Origin of the sequence: Paenibacillus sp. FSL F4-0243, from assembly GCF_037963295.1 — a bacterium.
Lineage (GTDB): Bacteria > Bacillota > Bacilli > Paenibacillales > Paenibacillaceae > Paenibacillus_AQ.
The window spans coordinates 5,793,558-5,812,033 of the sequence record NZ_CP150151.1 but is presented as its reverse complement, the minus strand read 5'-3'; the positions used below and the strand labels follow the sequence as shown (position 1 = coordinate 5,812,033).

The following is an 18,476-nucleotide window of genomic DNA, read 5'->3' as shown; positions in this document are numbered from 1 at the left end:
ATGGATTTGAAAGAGCTGCGGCGCACGCGGCGAGGTCGATTCATGGGAAGTATGCTTCCTTATGTGGGATATATCATTCAAAGCGGCGTAGCTATGGTCTTCCTCTTTGTATTGATTGTCTTCTCTGCTTGGTATACATCGTTGTTACAGAATGTGCCTGAAGGCATTCCCATCCGCTGGATTATGCTTGCAATACTGCTGCCTGCAGCAGTAAATAGCAGCTTCCGCACCTATTTGCAGACTCCGGATACGATCTTTCTATTGCCTCAAGGACATCGAATGAAGGAATATTTCGCACCTTCGTGGGTGAGTGGGAACGTATGGAAGATTGTTCGATTGTTATTTGTACTCATTACCCTTTGGCCGTTGTACATACGTACAGATGACTCGCCTAAGCGGCTGTTATTTACAATATTGATTCTGATTGCTGTGAAGCTAATCGCGAGTTACGGCTTATGGAAAGAGATAGCTATGCTGTCGCGTCCGATGGCAGGCATATTCACTTTCTTACGCTGGGCAGTAGGAGGATTAATTATTGCCGCTTGGTTGTGGCAGCCTGCCGGTAGAAGCCTGATATTTATGGCGCTATTAGCAGCAGCCTATCTTGTTGCACTATCCGTACCTGGACGCCACGCCGTACCTTGGGAAAGACTAATCGCCATGGAAAAAAATCAAGGTGGACGCGCCCTGATGGTTCTGGGTTGGTTCGTGGATGTACCGGGCCGTGAGCAACGGGTATATCCTCGTCGTTATCTTTCCAAATGGGGGGCTCGGCTGCCTTGGCGTAAGGATACGGCTTACCGCTATCTGCTGACCAAAAGCTTCGCCCGAGGAGATATCTTCGGAATCATTATGCGGATTTCGGTACTGGCTTTGCTGCTGAATTGGTTGAACCATGACAGTTACTTCGGTACAGCCATCTATTTGTTCTTCCTGTTCATTATTGGTGTACAATTGTCGGCACTCCGCAAATTGCATAGTGAGTCTTTTTGGCTGACAGTATATCCTTTTCCTGAAGGCAGTAAGGCGGATAACACAACGCAATTCGTATTCCGCGCGCATCTGGTAGTGGCACTGATTCTTGGTTTACCTTTCTTAGCCTCTATAGGCGACCGTCTACTACCAGTGATTGGTACATTTGTAGCAGGGGTTCTGGTATCCTTTCTGTTTAAGGGATACTTGTCCCGCAAAGCGGCAAAGATGGCTGACGAGGATTTGTAGGGAGTTACTTCAAAATAAAAAAAGGCTTTCTCAAAAGTAGAGGATTCTACGGATGAGGGAGCCTTTTTTGCGTGGGGAATGAGGTGTACCACTGGAAAAGGGAAAGAGCTCAAAGCTCTCTCCCGAGACTGTCATCTCTAGTTAGACAAAGAGTGAACGGCTGATGATTACCAGCAGGATAAAGAGAACCAGAATGGCGCCAGTGCTTGTGAATCCACCGCCACAACAACCGTTAAATCCGCCTCTTACTTCTTCGCTCATGTTCATTCCCCTTTCGGTGTGTGTTGTACTTGAGTACATCGTATTGTATGTGCGGAGAGAGAAGCATGTATAGGCCAATGCCGGAGGAGTCCAGAAAAAAATCAGCCCCGTAGAAACGGAGCTGATTGGAAGGAATATGAAAGATTTGTTAAGATTTTTCCAGATCACGAACGCCTGCGTACACAAGATCAAACAGATCTTCGAGCTGTTCTTCTTCGATACAAGAGAAAGCAATCCGCAGATCTGTTTCACCCAGAGCGATAGTGCCCAGTCCGTAATTATGAATCAGGTGAAGCCGAAGAGCTTCAGCCGAAACAGTATGCAGCTTCAGACACATGAAATAGCCGGAGTTAAAAGGATAATACGTCCATACATCATCGCCGTATTTGCCGCTATCGAGCAGCGTTTTTACTTTATTCGCACGGCCCTTCATGATTTGGAACTTCTCTTCCTTCTGTTCTTCGAATTGTGGAGATTTCAATGCATCCAATACGAAGGTCTGTGATGGGTGTGCACCGCTGGAAATAGTGGCGCGAATGATGCCTAATGTTTTTTGCTCCAATGCAGCCAGCAAATCCTTGTCTTCCGAGGCATAAGTGATGAAGCCAACACGGAAGCCCCAGACGAATTCTTCTTTAGTTGCACCGTCAATTTTGATTGGAAGCACACGTGGGTGCAGATGAGCAAGCTTACCGAATAATGATTCCTTTAGTGAGTCTTCAAAGAACAGTCCGAAGTAAGCATCATCACTTACGACAACCACGTTAATACCTTCCTCAGCCGCACGAAGGATAGCTGCGACGATTTCATCGCCTTCCTTAATCCCTGGAGTATATCCTGTAGGATTGTTAGGGAAGTTCAGCAGAACGATCGCTTTTCCGCGTTCTTTTTGAGCCAGTAGCGCTTCTTCAAGACCCGTACTGTTAAAGGTCATTTCTTCTGTAAAAAGCGGATAGTTAACGGTCTCCCCATGGCGGCGAATTCCGAAGGTTAGTTCATAGTTCTCCCAATTCTTATCTGGGTAGATGATAGCGTCACCTGGCTCAGCGAAGAGGTCAGCGACAATGCTAAGCCCATGAGTCAGGGCGTTGGTTACAACAGGATTGCTGATGGTTTTACCTTCTAGCGATGGATTTTCGCGCAGCATCTTTTCACGCCATACAGTACGCAGCTCTGGTTTACCTGCTGGAGGAGCGTAGCTATACAGATCCTTAGGGCTGTAAGCGGAAAGCTTATCCTGAATGACACCGAGGTGCATAGGTACACCGCCTTCGGTAGCAATGCCGATGGTTGCGTTGTATTTCTTGGCGTGAGCTCCTGCTTCAGCAGATTGACTCAGGATACCCTCCTTAGGGAAGTAAATTTCTTTGCCAAGCGTAGAGAGCATATCATATACATGTTCATTTCCTGCTTTGATACTTTCGTTTAATTGTCCAGCTAGTGGATTCATCAGTTTCATCCTTCCAGGGTTCTTTGGGGATACATACTGTTAACATTGCCTAACATTATATCACCGCCACTTGCAACCGTCACTTGGAAAGATACGTTTTTTTAAAATTTAAGGAAGTTTAAGTTTTACACTATACGTAGCGCTTATTTTGAACGAGAAACTGGTTTATCCGTATCTATTATTCGGAGTGATAGGGGCAGTATTTTTTCATCATTTCAATGGTTTCTTCATCACGTGGATGATTTCTTTCAGATAGGCCGGAAATGACCCCAGAACGTCCTTCTTCTTTTAGATTTTGCCCAAACTTAAACTTCGCCGTTATCTCATCTGGGGTAATGCGCACTACCGCGACGCCCTTTAGACGGGGACGGTATTTAGGGTCCTCTGCATCTATCTGATTATAGCCGCCCTCGGGCTGGAGTTTTTTCATAAATAAGGAGAGTACGATGGCTTTTTCGCTAATGTCTTCGACGGGCTCGGCTATGCCGTAGGCGGTAACACTTTTAAAATATGCGGTTGCTGGGCAGGCCATCTCTGGATCGCTGAAATAAGACGGAATCAGTGCATACTCATCCGCTACGGTAAAGCAGACCTTCTGCTGATTGCGGATCGCCTTCATTTTGCCGCCAGCATGACTACCGTGGAAATAGAAACAACCATCTGTATATACAAAATTCAGCGGTGTCACCCGCGGTAGCCCCTGTTCATCGCTTGTACCGAGAAAACCGAAGCTCATTCCGTCTAGAAAAGAGATCAATTCTTCCTCCTGATCTACTTGAAATTCTTTTCTGCGCATAGGGTTCACGTCCTTATTCTTAATAGTGTAGAGCATTTGCTCCGATGTAGATGTTCTTTCAAGAATAGTAGAGTAGTTGACAATTAAAAAGGACCAATTAAGATAGTTTTTAATGGACCACTTGCTGGCCAAGGAGGGAAACAATGAATATTACGCTGGCATTCGATCAATATCTGGCGATACACCGCTACAAATATTTAGCGTTATATCATGCACTTCGCGCTGGAATATTGGAGGGAACTCTCCCGGGTGGCACTCAGCTGCCGTCTACACGAAGTCTGGCTATGCACTATGACTTGTCGCGCGGATCGGTCTCGCAGGTGTATGAAATGTTGCTCGCTGATGGTTATGTAAGGACGGTGACTGGACGGGGAACATTCGTATCAAAAGATAGCTTTGTTTCAGCTTCTGGAGGTAATAAGCGTGAAAATGTTACTTTGGGTGAGGTGGCAGATGCTGCTGGGGGAGGCTCTGCATCTGAGAGAACGATCCCGCTTTCGGCATGGGGAGAACGACTGCTCACGCGCCCGACACCCTTGTATGAGCAGCATAGCAAGAATGTTGTAAGCTTCCTTAGCGGCGGTATGCGGATGGAGCACTTTCCTTACGCCGAATGGCGCAGTGCGCTAACGTATGCTGGAGGGAAAGAAGGCGGTTTGCTACAAAGCTCTTGTCCTCCCGAAGGAGATGAAGGGCTTCGCAAAGCTATCGCTGCGCATCTGCGGATTACCCGCGGGATTCGTGCGGATGTAGAGCATATCGTATTGTTTAGCGGTTCGATGCAAGGCATCGTTATTTTGACCCAACTGCTGCTGGATGCAGGGAACGAAGCGGTTGTCGAGGATCCGGGTTTCCATGGGATTCGCCGAGCGGTAGAGATCAATGGGGGACGATTGCTGGTAGGAAAGCTGGATGATAGCGGTCTAATTCCGGAGGATTGGGATGCGCGTCTGTTGTTTGTTACACCAAGTCGCCAATTTCCTACAGGTGTGGTGCTCCCTTTGGAACGGAGGCGTATCTTGCTGGAATGGGCGCAGCGACATGAAGCGGTAATCATTGAAGATGATTATGACAGTGAGTTTCGGTGGTCAGGACGTCCAATCGAGCCATTAAAAGCGCTAGATCGCGGAGAACGGGTCGTGTATATTGGCTCCTTCTCAAACACGATGTTCTCTGGCCTTCGGCTTGGCTTTGCAGTGCTTCCACCCTCTCTGGTAAAACCGACGATCGCCGCCAAGGCGCTATATGAGCCTTTACCAGTCGGACTGCTGGAACAGCGGGCATTGGCACGGTTTATGAATACCGGCGGCTATGGCCGTCATCTGCGTCGGATGACCCGCATTTATGGTGAACGCGGTCGCATCCTTAAGGCAATGCTGTCAGAACAGCTTAATGAGCTGTTTGAGCTGCTGCCTGGAGATGCGGGGCTGCAAGTATATGCGCGGTGGCTACGCAGTAGAGAAGAGTTCGTGGCATTCCGGGCGGCAGCGCACAGGCGCGGCACGGATTTCAGAGATGTGGCGTTATATCAAGTTTCGCCGGGGGAGCCAGCCGCATGTTTTGCTTTTGCCCATCTGAATGCTGTGGAGCTGGAGGAAGGAATAAAGCGCCTGCTTTTGGCGTGGGAAGATGTACAAACTGCAACATGACAAGGTATGATGGTGGGGATGGGAAGCAAAACGAAGTGAATGCTAACGATGCAAGTTTTGCGGAGTAACTCAAGCAGATTATGCTAACAAAACTATGTGAATGCTTACGAAGCAAGTTTTGCGGAGTAACTCAAGTAGATTATGCTAACAAAACTTTTAGGAGGGAACGTTATGCTGCACGCATCGCCATCCTCTTTTGTTATATTACCTGCCTTGGCGAAGATTGTGTGCGAACCAAGCTGGAAATGGCAAAAAAGAGAGAAGTCGCTGCAAAATTATGATTTATTCTATGTATGGAGCGGGGAAGGGACGGTTATTCGTAACGGTGAACCCTTCCAAGTGGGCAAGGGGAGCTGCTTCTTGTTCCGTCCGGGTGACCATACAAGCGCTACTCATAATCCGCAAAGACCACTTGTCCTTACATATATTCATTTTGATGTCACCGGAGAGGTGATGGATGTTCCGCTGCCCTATCGGGTACTTGCAGAAACCGTTGAATTTGAGCATCTGCTTGCTCGTTACGTCCGGCTGTTCCTAGTGGATACGTACGCGGCTGAGGAAGAAGGGCAGCTTGTTCTAAAGCAACTAATGATTCATCTGCTTAGGGAGGACCGAGTGAAGCCTGTAGAACGTTATGCTAGCAACCATTTAACAGAGATTATTCACGAAATAGCGAATTATGTGAGCCAACATCCCGGGATTTCGCATCGCGTAGAGGATCTTGCTGCACGTGCAGGGCTGTCGCCGCGGTATTTTTCAATTAAGTTTAAGGAGCTTACTGGCTCTTCCGTTCAATCTTATGTCATTCGAGCTCGGATTGAGCGTGCTCAGCATTTGCTGCTCTACGCTGGAATGAATGTTACTGAGGTAGCGGATGCACTTGGATACCGTGACATTTTCTTTTTCAGCCGCCAGTTCAAGCAGTATACCGGAAAAAGTCCATCTGAGATCCGCTGATTTGCATTCGTTGTTTCAGTTATTTCATCCAAGGGTAAATACTTTGCAGTTTAGTTTACAGAGAATTTACATAACTTCTTGGAAGGGGAGACGCATGGGATGATGATCAGACGCCGAATCTGCAACACCGATTGTAAAAGTGGAGGCGCAGGGCTTTTTAGAAACCGTTTGAGAAGATTAAAACAATCGAGTGCTTTTGCCATAGATAGCTGGTTCTAAACTGAGCAGGTATACAATCGCTGGATATGACCAAAGACTTTAAATAACCGGGGCCAACAGGCTTCCGGTTTTTTTGAAATATAAGAATGTATATTTGATACAATAGAATAAATCTCCTGTGAGGGTAATTTTGCATTCTGTTGCATATCTTACATTCAATTGCCCAAAAAACGCCCATACTAGAGATTATCACGGTGATCTATTGCATGATGTAACAGAGTTCCAGAGCATATAGGTGGGAGGAGAGATAAAATGTACGAAATCGTACTGATACGTCATGGTGAAAGCCAGTACAATGTGCAGAATTTGTTTACGGGTTGGAGTGATCCGGATTTAACCGAGAAGGGTATTCAAGAGGCTAAGGCTGCTGGCAAGCTTTTGAAGGATGAAGGGTATACATTTGATCTTGCTTTTGCATCAGTACTCAAACGATCGATCAAAACACTCAACTATGTTCTCGATGAAATGGATCTGCTGTGGATTCCTGTGCAAAAGTCCTGGAAGCTGAATGAACGGCATTATGGTGCACTTCAGGGACTTAGTAAAAGTGAAACGGCGATAAAATACGGTGAAGAACAATTGCATCTCTGGCGACGGAGTTTATCGGTTCGGCCTCCACTGCTTGAGCTTAATGATCCTCGGTATGCCAGAAACGATATTCGTTATAGCAGTATTCGTCCGGAGGATATTCCGCGAGGCGAGAGTCTGGAAGATACTGTTCATCGTGTAGGTGATTTCTGGAGAAACCGCATCGTTCCCCTTGTACGTAAAAAGGAACGGGTGCTCATTTCAGCCCATGGCAATACACTGCGAGCGTTGATCAAATTTATGGAGGATATTGATGAGGCAGCACTGCTGGAGCTCAATATTCCTACAGGAGTACCACTCGTGTACAAACTGGATGAGGACATTAATCCAATCAGCCGCTTTTATTTAGGAGATCCGGAACAGGTTGCGGCCAAGGCGCGTGATGTTGCTAAGCAAGGACATGTGTAATAGGCGTAACAGATGTAAAGAGCATATAATGACTTGAAAAGATTAAGGGACAGCCATGGGGCTGTCCTTTTATTTTTAGTGTGTAGTAGGTGTTAATGCATTCTCCATTGCCAAGATTAGAATAATACTATATAGTTACATTGATAATGATTATCAATATCAATGTAACTATATAATATGTCGATTGGAGTGAATTTATTTTGTTTAAATCTCCAAAAACTTATCTATTGCTTGTGTTTACTTTGGTTATAACGTTACTGCTAGCAGCTTGCGGACAAGCAGTTGAGCATACTACCTCCTCAGTAGACGGGACAGAGAGTGCCGTATCTTCATCAAACAGCAATGACTCATCCAGCGAAGTGGACATGGTTACATATCAAGCAAGTAACGGAGATATTCAAGTACCCAGACATCCGAAGCGGATTGTCGATTTAACCTCCTTCGACACAGGATACTTCTTGGCGTTAGGAATCAAACCGGTTGGTGTTATGAATGGTGTCTTAAACAGTCCCTACTTTGAAGGAATGCTGGAAGGCGTTCAAGGCCTTGGAGATGAACCATCTCTTGAACACATTTTAGAGCTGAACCCTGATCTTATTGTTGTATTCTCCGGAATGGAAGGACTCGACAAGCTGGCCGAAATAGCGCCAGTAGTAGCCATTCAATACGGTGCAAAAACTATCAGAGATCAAATGCTTGATTTCGGTACATTAACGGGGAAAGAAGCCGAAGCTAAAGCTTGGGTGGAACAATGGAACAAAAAAATCAAAGAATTGAAGCCTCAGGTGTTAGCAGCTGTAGGTGACAAAACCGTTTCTATCCTAAATCCGTTTTCCGGTGGTCTATTCGTATTCGGTCACAGCTACGGGCGCGGTGGAGAAATTATTTATAATGAATTTGGTCTGAAAGCACCTCCTGAAGCGCAGAAAGAAGCTATAGACAGCGGCACTGGTTGGGCAACAATCTCCCTTGAGAAGCTGCCTCAATTTGCTGGAGATATTGTATTCACATGCCCATGGGCTGGCGATACGAGTGATCCGAAAATCGTCTACGACAACCCCTTATGGAAGCATCTTCCTGCCGTAAAAACAGGCAACGTATTCCAACTGGACCCAACCGCTGATACATATAGTGATCCCGTTACGCTTGAAGCGCAGTTAAATTACATTACTGAGAGTCTTTTATCTGCAAAATAATTCTACTTCAACGAAAGTCCACGAGCTTGCATTTGGTTTTTATAGCAGGGAGAATCGGCATTGAGCGATGCTGATTCTCCCTGCTATTTTTAATGTAGTTGTTTTATAATGGCTCCATCTTAACTTCGGTTTATAAGTTTAGCTATCGGCCGAGTGAGTCTTTTTAGTTATTTTGAAAAACTTAAATTCTGTGATACATGAGTATATTCAATAAATCTATGAGGATTTTCTATGTTAGGATGATATTTCTGATGATAGTATTCAATGTAAGTTTAAAAAGTAAAGGAGGAATTAATGAACATTTTCGCACGTTTTAATTTGTAAGTATGAGTTAGGAGAATTATGCGAAAAATCTAAACCGGTTTAGATTTAATCAGTAACACACTTGATGCTTGAATAAGCCTTACTCCACAGCGGCTAGCGCTCTTAGAGAATAACTCCTTCCTGAAAGTAAAATCATCCTATCGGTTTATGAAGCGAACGTTTATGCATTAGAAATTTTTAATTGAAATCTCGCTCTTTACGATGACCCATTATCCTAAGCTGTACCTTAATCGAAAGGAATGGTGATAAGTATGAGGAAAAAATGTAATCGCTTACTTAAAATATTATTCTGCTGCATTCTGATAACCTCAATCATAACGCCTAGTACCAGTTCTCCCGTTTTGGCTAAGGTTCTCCCGGGATTAGCGGATGTGTCCAGAGAAGTGGCCGCTGAAGGTATTGTGCTGCTGCAAAATCCGGAGTATAAACCAGCAGGATCACAAGTAAATGAGAATGAACAAGTGCTCCCTATCAAGATGAGTGAAAATGTATCGGTATTTGGCCGCATACAAGCGCATTATTACAAGTCAGGCACAGGATCTGGCGGTGCGGTAAGAGTAGATTATGTGAATGGGATTCTGGAAGGTCTTCGGAACAATCCCAGTCTCAAGTTAAATGAAGATCTGGCGAAGGTTTATGCCGACTGGATCAAAAAGAATCCTTTCAACAATGGCGGTGGTGGCTGGGCAGCAGAGCCATGGTCACAGGCAGAAATGCCTTTAACCGATGAAATTGTGGATGCAGCAAAAGCAAAAACGGATACAGCTGTGGTCATCATCGGCAGAACAGCCGGTGAAGATAAGGATAATACGGACGTCAAGGGTGCCTATAAGCTGACAGACCTTGAAGTAGACATGCTCAACCGGGTCTATGCCAAATTCGACCGAGTGGCCATCGTATTGAACGTAGCCAACGTTATCGATATGTCATGGGCTAAAAACTATCCCAAAGCTGCTATTTTGTACACATGGCAAGGGGGGATGGAAGGCGGTAGCGCAGTAGCCGACGTACTGACCGGAGATGTTACGCCAAGCGGAAAATTGAGCGATACGATTGCAGCTACACTTGCTGACTATCCTTCTACTGCACATTTTGGCAGCAAAACTGAGAATTCTTATAGTGAGGATATTTATGTAGGCTACCGCTATTTTGAGACCTTTGCTCCGGATAAGGTGCTCTATCCATTTGGGTACGGACTGTCCTATACCAATTTCAAGATCACGACTGATAATGTCAACGCTGGTGAGAATGAGGTTGCAGTGACTGTAACTGTTCAGAATACAGGTAAGGTGGAAGGCAAAGAAGTTGTACAGATTTATTACGGTGCACCACAAGGTAAACTTGGCAAGCCAGCCAAGGAGCTTGCTGCTTTTGCTAAAACCCGGCTGTTACAGCCTGGGGAATCACAGTCGATCACCATCACATATGACACCAAAGATATGGCCTCATATGATGATAGTGGAATTACAGGTCATGATTCATCTTATGTTCTAGAAGCTGGTGACTATAATATTTACGTAGGCAACAGTGTAAGTGACAGCGAAAAGCAAGGAGTATACAGCCTTAATGCTTTGAAGGTTGTAGAAACCCTGCAGGAAGCGCTCGCGCCAACTAAGGAATTTGATCGTATCAAACCAGGACAACCGAATGAAAATGGTACTTTTACCACTGTAACTGAAAAGGTACCGACACGGACTACCGACTTGGATGAAAGAATCAAGCAAAATCTCCCTGCGTCCATTCCACAAACTGGGGACAAGGGTTATACCTTATTGGATGTATACAATCAGAAAGTGACTATGGATCAGTTCATTGCACAATTGTCCAACAACGATCTGGGGGCCATTATTTTAGGGGAAGGGATGTCCAGCCCTAAAGTTACTGCCGGAACCGCTGCGGCTTTTGGTGGTGTCACTAAAAATCTGCTGAAATTCGGACTCCCTATCGACAGTGCTGCCGACGGTCCTTCAGGAATCCGGATGGAGACCAATGCAGAGAAGGCAACCAGTATCCCGAACGGGACGATGCTTGCCTGTACGTGGAACACCGAGCTAAATGAAAGATTGTTCAATCTTCTCGGTAAAGAAATGCTGATTAACAATATCGATACGCTGCTTGGACCGGGAATCAATATCCACAGAAGTCCCCTGAACGGAAGAAACTTTGAGTATTTTTCAGAGGATCCGTTACTGACAGGCATCATGGCTGCTGCGCAGACAAGAGGTCTTCAGAAGAACGGTACATCGCCTACTATTAAGCATTTCGCAGCGAACAATCAGGAAACGGATAGACATCTTGTGAATGCACTTGTCTCTGAAAGAGCGCTTCGCGAGATTTATTTGAAAGGTTATGAAATGGCAGTGAAGAGTGGAAAGGCGCGTTCAGTGATGACGTCCTATGGTCCGGTAAACGGAACTTGGGCTTCCAGTAACTATGACCTGAATACGACCATCCTCCGCGGAGAATGGGGCTTTGACGGGATTGTCATGACAGACTGGTGGGCGAAGATGAGTGAGGATCAGGGCTTCTATGCCACTACCAATCGTTATGATGAAACCAACGGCAAAGCCATGGTCCGTGCCCAAAATGACCTTTACATGGTAATTCCGAACGATTATGCAGAAACGCATAAGAATCGGAATAACAGTACCTTTAATACGATGACATCGCTTGCTAACGGCAGTCTGACCCTGGGAGAATTGCAGCGTTCTGCCAAGAATATCACGAGCTTTTTGATGAAATCTCCAGCCTTTGCAAGAACGGCAAAGATTGATTATGTGGTCAATTATACGCCGGGAAGAGATTGGTTCCGGGTGAATACGGACAAATCAGGAGATCCACAGCTCTCTGATATTACGGTTGGCGGCAAAAAGATCAAAATATTTAATCCATTGAAACTCGACTATAAAGCCTTTGGTGAAACGACTGAAACTAGCAGCTATCCTGAAGTCAAAGCTACGGCGATAGCTGGTGTAGACGTAAGTATACGACAAGCCGATAAAGATAGACCGGCTGCTGTAATTACTGCTTCGGCCGGAGGAGAGAAACGGATCTACAAGGTTATTTTCTCTTCGGAGGAAGGCTTGGAACCGATTTTTGAGAATCCGACCTATGCTTATTTAAAGAATATCTCGATTGATGGTAAGCCGCTTGAGGGGTTTGCACAGACTAGGTTCAGTTATGATGTAGGTCTCAGTAACGGGGCTACTTTACCTGAAGTTACGTTTGAAACGAATGATGGTGTAAAAGCAACGGCCAACGTAGATCTCATCAATAAAAGAGTGACGATCAAATGTATCAGCTCCGATCAGGCGAATTCCTATGTGATACAGTTTGGTACGACACCACAGAGCGATGAGTTCGATAGTACAAATCTAAGCAACTTCTGGACGATTAATAAAGAGACTGCTACCAATACAGAAAACAACAAAAATTGGTCTTTGAGCACTGCTCTCGGCAATTTGAGAATCATCGCTGAAAGAGGCGACTTCTGGAGTGATCATGCAGATTTGAAGAACTATTTCCAGCAGGAGGCCTTCGGCAACTGGGAAGCAACAGTGAAAATTAATATGAGCAAAGCGCCAAATCAAAATTATAACGGCGTCGGCATCACGGCTTCACAGGATAACAATAACTATATCTGGGTGAAGTATGAATACAGTAGCGGCAAGATCATCGGTATGACCAAAGAAACCGGAGGTACGGAGCCTGTTACCATCGGACAACTGTCTGCCAGTCAGCTCACCAGTATTTTCGGAGAAAAGAAAGAGCTGTATTTACGTTTGAAAAAAATAGGCAACAGCTATTCCGGTTATGTCAGCGCTGACGGCAAGGAATATATTTCACTTGGCAGTACAACTGCGAATTATGCCAATCCGAAGTTTGGATTACTTGCATCTAATGGAAGTCAGAATCTTACAGATCCATTTGTTGTTGATTTTGATTATGTCAGAATCAACAGTGATGTAGCTTTGGCAGTAAAGAAGATTGGGAAAAATACTAAATTGAAGGTAGCTGAGACGGAATTTGCCTCCATTACTCCGATAATCACGCCAGTAAGCAGTAATGACGTAGACGGTGGATTATGCTACACCAACACAAGTAAGGGAGAAGCCATCTCCTATAAGGTAAATGTAGAGAAAGAAGGCATGTACAAAGTCACATCACGAATTCGCTCTAGCCAATCGGATGTCGCCCAAATGTCCTTTGGCATCTATGATGGCGATAAGCTACTGGGTACCTTCGACCTCACCACGACTAAAGGGGTATGGAAAACCTTTAGAATTCCTGATATTCAGCTGTCGGCGGGCGAGCATACCCTTAGAATTGTATTTGAGAGTGCTGGTATTGACCTGAACTGGCTAACCTTCCAGCTGAAGCAGGACAATGTAGACACATCGGTGTTAGATGCGGATATCAAGGCTGCTCAAAATATCGATATGAATGCATACACAGCTTACAAAAAGCTCAAATTCAACGCTGTGCTGGATGAGGTTAAGGCTGTTCTTGCTGAGCCGATTAACGACGAGGTTGTTGCAGAAGCCATAGCTTCCTTGAAAGCGGCTATAACAGATTTGAGCATATCGTCTATGCCAATCAATATTGCTCCGAGAGAAACGCTGAAAGTAGAGAACGGTATTAGAATCTATCCTTATAATGCACCATGGATTTATGCAACGAATACCCAGTTCAGATTCGAAAGTGGTACGGACGCCATGAGTTATGTCAATTCTAATGACCTTGTTTATTTCGGTCAGGTTGACTTAACTAATCTTGTGGAAGTAAGAGTGCAGTATGCCCGTGAAGGCGGATCGTCTCCATCTTTTAAATTCTATACAGAGGCTGACAATACGGGTAAACCAGTTAAAAGAGCTACTACACAAGGAAGAGCATACGCTGATGCTTACAGCGGCGGAGGTTCTTTTGAACTTGGTAATGAATTTGCAAGCATTAGTTTTGCTCAGAAAGCAGGCGCTGCTTGGGGGAATTATGGAATGGCAAGCACTAAACAAACGCCTGGAAATTCTTACATTGATCATTATTTGACAGCGGAAACCTTCCTAGACAGAACCAAAGTGACTGGAAAACAAAATGTGTATATGATTTTTAACGGATTAAATGCAAATTTACAATATGTTGAACTCATTTATGCTGATCCGATTGAAGTCACCTTCGATCAGAATTATCTGGACTCACCGGCTCCTATCAAAGTAACCGCATTTAAAGGTGAAGCATTAAGCACCTTACCTCGGGTACCGGAACGTGAAGGCTACATTTTTGCTGGCTGGTTTGATAATAAAGAAGGGACTGGTAATGCATTAACCGTAGAAACGGTAATGAACATAAGCACGGTGTATTATGCCAAATGGACAGAAGATCCCCATGCTAAAGAAATTATATCGATTGTTCAGCCGCAACTGCTGAGTATGCCGTTCGGAACTGCTGCAGGAGAATTGAATTTACCCGCTACAGTGGAAGCTACATTGGGCAACAAAAGGGTAATTCACTTGCCTGTACAATGGGATAGTAAAGATTTCAACGGTGGAAAAGCGGGGAGTTATACGCTGGCAGGTAGCTTTGAGCTTCCCGAGGGTGTATTGAATAGTACCCATCAAACTGTTTCTATTACAGTGGTTGTACTGCCAGAAGGCACTAAACCTATCCAGATTACTAAAGTTGAGAAGCTGGAGGGCAAAAATGTTGAATTTGGTACTGCTTTTGATAAGTTAGAATTGCCGTCTTCAGCTACAGTAACGCTTGATACGTATGAGCAGAAGGAACTTGTTGTTAAATGGAGCCCTGCTGGTTATAACGGCAATGTGGAAGGAGCATACGTGCTGAGCGGTACTATGGTATTAGAAGAAGGAATGATCAACCCTAATGATCTGAAAGCTTCCATCACCATTCAGGTAATGCCGGAAGTGATTCATGTCGCTGAGATTGTCACAGTGCAGGATTTGGAAAGTAAGAGCGTTCCATTCGGCACTCCATTTAATGGATTGAAGCTACCATCATCGGTCATAGCTACTTTGAACAACGGTGAGACAAAGGCGATATCCATCGATTGGAATAGTGAAGGTTACAATAGCGATAAGCAAGGAGCTTATATCCTGAAAGGAACGCTAGTACCTCTGGAAGGCGTCAGCAATCCCAAAGACCTGAAGGCATCCATTACGATCGAAGTACTGGCGGAGGTCATTACGATACCGGAAATCACGGCAGTGCAAGCACTAGCAAGTAAAAGCGTTGCGTATGGTACCAGTTTTGACGCACTGGAGCTACCAGCTTCAGTATCAGTAACCCTGAATACCGGGATGAATAAGGTCGTTTCTGTTCAGTGGAACAAGGAAGGCTATAACGGTAATACGGAAGGAACGTACACCATCAAGGGGGATCTTGTCTTCCCTGAGGGTATAGCTAATCCACTTGGCCTGAAGGTACAGATCTCTGTGATCGTTAAACCTTACAGCGGTGGAGCTGGTGGTCAACCAAGTACACCAACACCGACTACCCCAGCGGTACCTTCAGTACCATCGATTCCTGGAGAAGTCGTAAAACCTGGAGAACAGCAGCCTCCAAAAACAGATGGAAAAACGAAGACACCGGAGCTAATCAGACAAGAGCTTAAGAATAAGTTTAAAGATGCTACTCTAATTCCTAGCTGGGCAGAATCTGCGATTGCAGCGCTGGTGGAGAGAAATATTATCGGCGGACGCACAGACGGAAGCTTTGATCCAAGTGGGAAGGTAAACCGTGCCGAGTTTGTTGCCATGGTAGTAAAAAGCTTCAACTTTAGCATGGGCGAGAATCAAAAGCAGTTTACTGACGTTCTGAAAGATGCTTGGTATCAAAACTATGTTGAGATTGGGACTTCTAATCAACTGATCAATGGTATCGGTAATGGCATGTTTGCTCCTAATAGCAGCATTAGCCGTCAGGACCTGTGTTTAATTCTATTCAATGCATTGAAGAAACTGAATGTTGAATTGCCGCAAGCGACTAACCATGACTTCCCAGATGATGCTTCTATTGCGGGTTATGCTAAAGAAGCGGTCTATGTCTTCAAAGATCTTGGTATTGTAAATGGAGGCAGCGGTGGAGAAATGGATCCGACAGCTTCGGCCTCAAGAGCTGAAGCAGCTGTGATCATCAACAATGTACTGGATTACTATGCTAGCGTAACAAGCTCTAAAGTGAAATAAACAAAACAAGGGTATCCCGGCGCCGATTTTCAATCGGTTAGGGATACCCTTATTTTGTTATTTCGTAGCTTTACTAAAGCGGCCGATGTAGCGTCCCCAGCAATTCCCCCATCTTTACCTTCGTGTTGACCTCAAGCTTGGGTCTCGGGGTAAAAGTACCGCTCTCCATAAGCAGTACTACAGTGGAGCCGAACTCGAAATAGGCTAGATCATCGCCGATTTGCCACTCGGTAGCGTTAGCATCCGTATACCCGATGCTGCTGACGTTCATCGCGCCTACCTTTACTACTGCGGTTTCTCCGTAGTCTCCGGCGATATACGTGATAAGACGTTCATTGCGATTCAGTACGCCCTTCATATGTCGCATGCCGAAATCGTTGACAGGATAGGCTCGTCCACGAATATGATCACTCTCAACCTTATGTCCAGTAAGGGGAGAGTGAATCCGGTGATAATCCGTAGGACTTAGATAAAGGACGAAGAAAAAACCTCTCTTGTATAGCTCCAGATGCGGAGAATGATTTAGTAGATCCTCGATCTTATAATCCTGCCCTTTTACATTCATAATCGTACCAGAGGAAATGTCACCCATAGCAGTAATCATTGCATCTACGGGACTAACTAAAGCGTCAGCATCGGTTGCAATAGGCCGCATGCCAGGCTTCAGCCGGCGGCTGAAAAACTCATTAAGAGTGAGATATTCTCCAGGATTCTTCTCCGCTTGGGCGGAGGGGATTTGATAAGTCTTAATAAATACCGGGATTAGAAAACGGCTGAGTCTACTATGAGAAAAAGACCCCATTAACCGTGAAAGCCATCGGTGCGAGGATAGCTCGGTCATTAGCCGCAGCAATTGTTTTACCATGCCCATCTCCCTTCCATAATACAGCAGTACGGTCGTATGTGGCCGCCATCTGCTCTGCATTATATTGACATAGAATAGGAGACAAATCAATAACTGTTATATATGAGGCTGTTCTTTTCTAGTAAAAAACGTGCGTATCCCATAGGTCTTCGGTAACTCTCCTTCCAAATCTCCGTAAGGCCGGCTTTGTGAAATCCATAGCGTTGGTCGCGGCCATTGCATTCTATGAAGAAGATGCGACCATCCTTTGTAATGCCTATATCCAGTCCGATATCGGCCAGCCCTGGAAGGTCTTGCTCGAGACAACGAGCTATAACAAGGCTAAGTGTTTCGACAGCTATACGGATATGGGCCGCTATTCCTCTAGAGAAGGCTTTTTCCAGCGCAAAGGAAGAGCTTAACGCTTCTCCTCCACGGGCTATATTAGAGACAAACCCCCCAGGGGGTGCTAGTTTAGCAAAGAGACCGGTAACCTGCCAATCGCCTCCCCAGCCGCGTTGAACGGTGACGCGTAAATCAAAGGGACGTCCTCCAATCTCAGCAAGGGGAATACGCTCCTGCACGAGATAAGGGACAGAGGCAAGGCGTGCCCGGAGCATTTTTGGCAGCGCCCCCTGATATACGGGAGTGCTTATCCAGCGCCGCATGGAGGGGGAGAGATAATTTAAGCTCCAGTGCTGAGGCCCTTTACGAACCAGTCGCATGACCCCATTCCCAATGCTTCCACGGCAAGGTTTAAGAATAAGATCGGGGTAACGATTCATCATTTGTTTGAGTCCAGATACGCCAGTTGTTGCTGGCAAAACCTCACGCAGCTCTTCATGCTGCTCAAGCAGTTCATGGATCTCATCCTTGCCGTATCGATTGCAAGTATTGTACACCAAAGGATGGTGCCGCAGCAGACGTTGCATTCCTGGGCTATTCTGGCTGTATATGGCTCGGTTATGGATGACAGTTGGCGTAGGAACTACTACGCTTTTATATCCATGAGATCCCTTTATATAGGCGGCGCTGAAGCCTGAGTCTGTATCGATGTCCGCGAGCTTCAGAAAGCAGGGAACTAGGCCGTATGCAGCGGCCGCCTCTTCATAGTTGGATAGAGACTCCTGTCCTGTTTTTAGCCGGGGAACGCCCCGGTGCATATCGGCATTTAGTAGTATTCCAACGAGCTTATGCCCCATGTTTGTTCCTCCTGTTTCTTCGGTCACGTGATTCCCGCTTTTACTACTCTTGTCATTGTATGTTTGTACCCGCATGTCAGGGTGGACGAATGCGCGGCGGCAGAAGCCTTTTTTTAAATATAAGAAAGTATAAATTTCATCAGAATCTTATTAAGGGCT

At 45.4% G+C, this 18,476-nt stretch carries 11 protein-coding genes; 6 read left to right on the top strand and 5 right to left on the bottom strand.

The features are described from left to right. Positions 1–1,221: an ABC transporter permease gene (locus NSS87_RS25800; RefSeq protein WP_339243410.1), complete on the top strand. Its 1,221-nt coding sequence runs from the start codon at positions 1–3 to the stop codon at positions 1,219–1,221. Positions 1,222–1,362: 141 nt separating this feature from the next. Here NSS87_RS25800 and NSS87_RS25795 read toward each other — a convergent pair whose 3' ends face one another. The 3 genes from NSS87_RS25795 to NSS87_RS25785 all read right to left on the bottom strand — a co-directional run bounded on the left by NSS87_RS25795 (position 1,363) and on the right by NSS87_RS25785 (position 3,728). Next, positions 1,363–1,482: a YjcZ family sporulation protein gene (locus tag NSS87_RS25795; protein WP_212567871.1), complete on the bottom strand. Its 120-nt coding sequence runs from the start codon at positions 1,480–1,482 to the stop codon at positions 1,363–1,365. A gap of 148 nt (positions 1,483–1,630) precedes the next feature. Continuing rightward, on the bottom strand, positions 1,631–2,932 hold the full coding sequence (locus NSS87_RS25790; protein WP_339243409.1) for an aminotransferase class I/II-fold pyridoxal phosphate-dependent enzyme: 1,302 nt from the start codon (positions 2,930–2,932) through the stop codon (positions 1,631–1,633). 178 nt (positions 2,933–3,110) lie between these two features. Beyond that, positions 3,111–3,728 (bottom strand): pyridoxamine 5'-phosphate oxidase family protein, encoded by a 618-nt coding sequence (locus NSS87_RS25785; RefSeq protein ID WP_042191524.1) that lies wholly within the window; start codon positions 3,726–3,728, stop codon positions 3,111–3,113. Between the two features lie 143 nt (positions 3,729–3,871). Here NSS87_RS25785 and NSS87_RS25780 point away from each other — a divergent pair, with 143 nt between their 5' ends. From NSS87_RS25780 to NSS87_RS25760, 5 genes are all read left to right on the top strand, one after another. Further along, positions 3,872–5,377 carry a PLP-dependent aminotransferase family protein gene (locus NSS87_RS25780; protein ID WP_339243408.1) on the top strand — a complete coding sequence of 502 codons (1,506 nt, stop codon included), beginning with the start codon at positions 3,872–3,874 and terminating at the stop codon, positions 5,375–5,377. 171 nt (positions 5,378–5,548) lie between these two features. Beyond that, a complete protein-coding gene (locus tag NSS87_RS25775; RefSeq protein ID WP_339243407.1) occupies positions 5,549–6,334 on the top strand; it encodes an AraC family transcriptional regulator in 786 nt (261 codons plus the stop codon). 471 nt (positions 6,335–6,805) lie between these two features. After that, positions 6,806–7,549 (top strand): 2,3-diphosphoglycerate-dependent phosphoglycerate mutase, encoded by a 744-nt coding sequence (gpmA, locus tag NSS87_RS25770; protein WP_042191518.1) that lies wholly within the window; start codon positions 6,806–6,808, stop codon positions 7,547–7,549. A gap of 200 nt (positions 7,550–7,749) precedes the next feature. Next, positions 7,750–8,745, top strand: coding sequence for an ABC transporter substrate-binding protein (locus tag NSS87_RS25765; protein WP_339243406.1), 996 nt, complete (start codon positions 7,750–7,752; stop codon positions 8,743–8,745). Between the two features lie 695 nt (positions 8,746–9,440). Beyond that, entirely contained in the window at positions 9,441–16,271 is a 6,831-nt protein-coding gene (locus tag NSS87_RS25760) for a glycoside hydrolase family 3 N-terminal domain-containing protein (protein WP_339243405.1), read from the top strand. A 73-nt stretch (positions 16,272–16,344) separates the two neighbouring features. On the opposite strand, the gene asd is transcribed toward NSS87_RS25760, so the two are convergent. Then, complete coding sequence (asd, locus tag NSS87_RS25755; protein WP_042191516.1) at positions 16,345–17,136, bottom strand: archaetidylserine decarboxylase; 792 nt, start codon at positions 17,134–17,136, stop codon at positions 16,345–16,347. An 86-nt stretch (positions 17,137–17,222) separates the two neighbouring features. Continuing rightward, a complete protein-coding gene (locus tag NSS87_RS25750; RefSeq protein ID WP_339243404.1) occupies positions 17,223–18,317 on the bottom strand; it encodes a YheC/YheD family protein in 1,095 nt (364 codons plus the stop codon). Positions 18,318–18,476: the final 159 nt, after the last annotated feature.

Coding starts and splice junctions, on each gene's coding strand:
- NSS87_RS25800 (WP_339243410.1), top strand. CDS start 1: ATGGATTTGAAAGAGCTGCGGCGCACGCGGCGAGGTCGATTCATGGGA.
- NSS87_RS25795 (WP_212567871.1), bottom strand. CDS start 1,482: ATGAGCGAAGAAGTAAGAGGCGGATTTAACGGTTGTTGTGGCGGTGGA.
- NSS87_RS25790 (WP_339243409.1), bottom strand. CDS start 2,932: ATGAATCCACTAGCTGGACAATTAAACGAAAGTATCAAAGCAGGAAAT.
- NSS87_RS25785 (WP_042191524.1), bottom strand. CDS start 3,728: ATGCGCAGAAAAGAATTTCAAGTAGATCAGGAGGAAGAATTGATCTCT.
- NSS87_RS25780 (WP_339243408.1), top strand. CDS start 3,872: ATGAATATTACGCTGGCATTCGATCAATATCTGGCGATACACCGCTAC.
- NSS87_RS25775 (WP_339243407.1), top strand. CDS start 5,549: ATGCTGCACGCATCGCCATCCTCTTTTGTTATATTACCTGCCTTGGCG.
- gpmA (WP_042191518.1), top strand. CDS start 6,806: ATGTACGAAATCGTACTGATACGTCATGGTGAAAGCCAGTACAATGTG.
- asd (WP_042191516.1), bottom strand. CDS start 17,136: ATGGTAAAACAATTGCTGCGGCTAATGACCGAGCTATCCTCGCACCGA.
- NSS87_RS25750 (WP_339243404.1), bottom strand. CDS start 18,317: ATGGGGCATAAGCTCGTTGGAATACTACTAAATGCCGATATGCACCGG.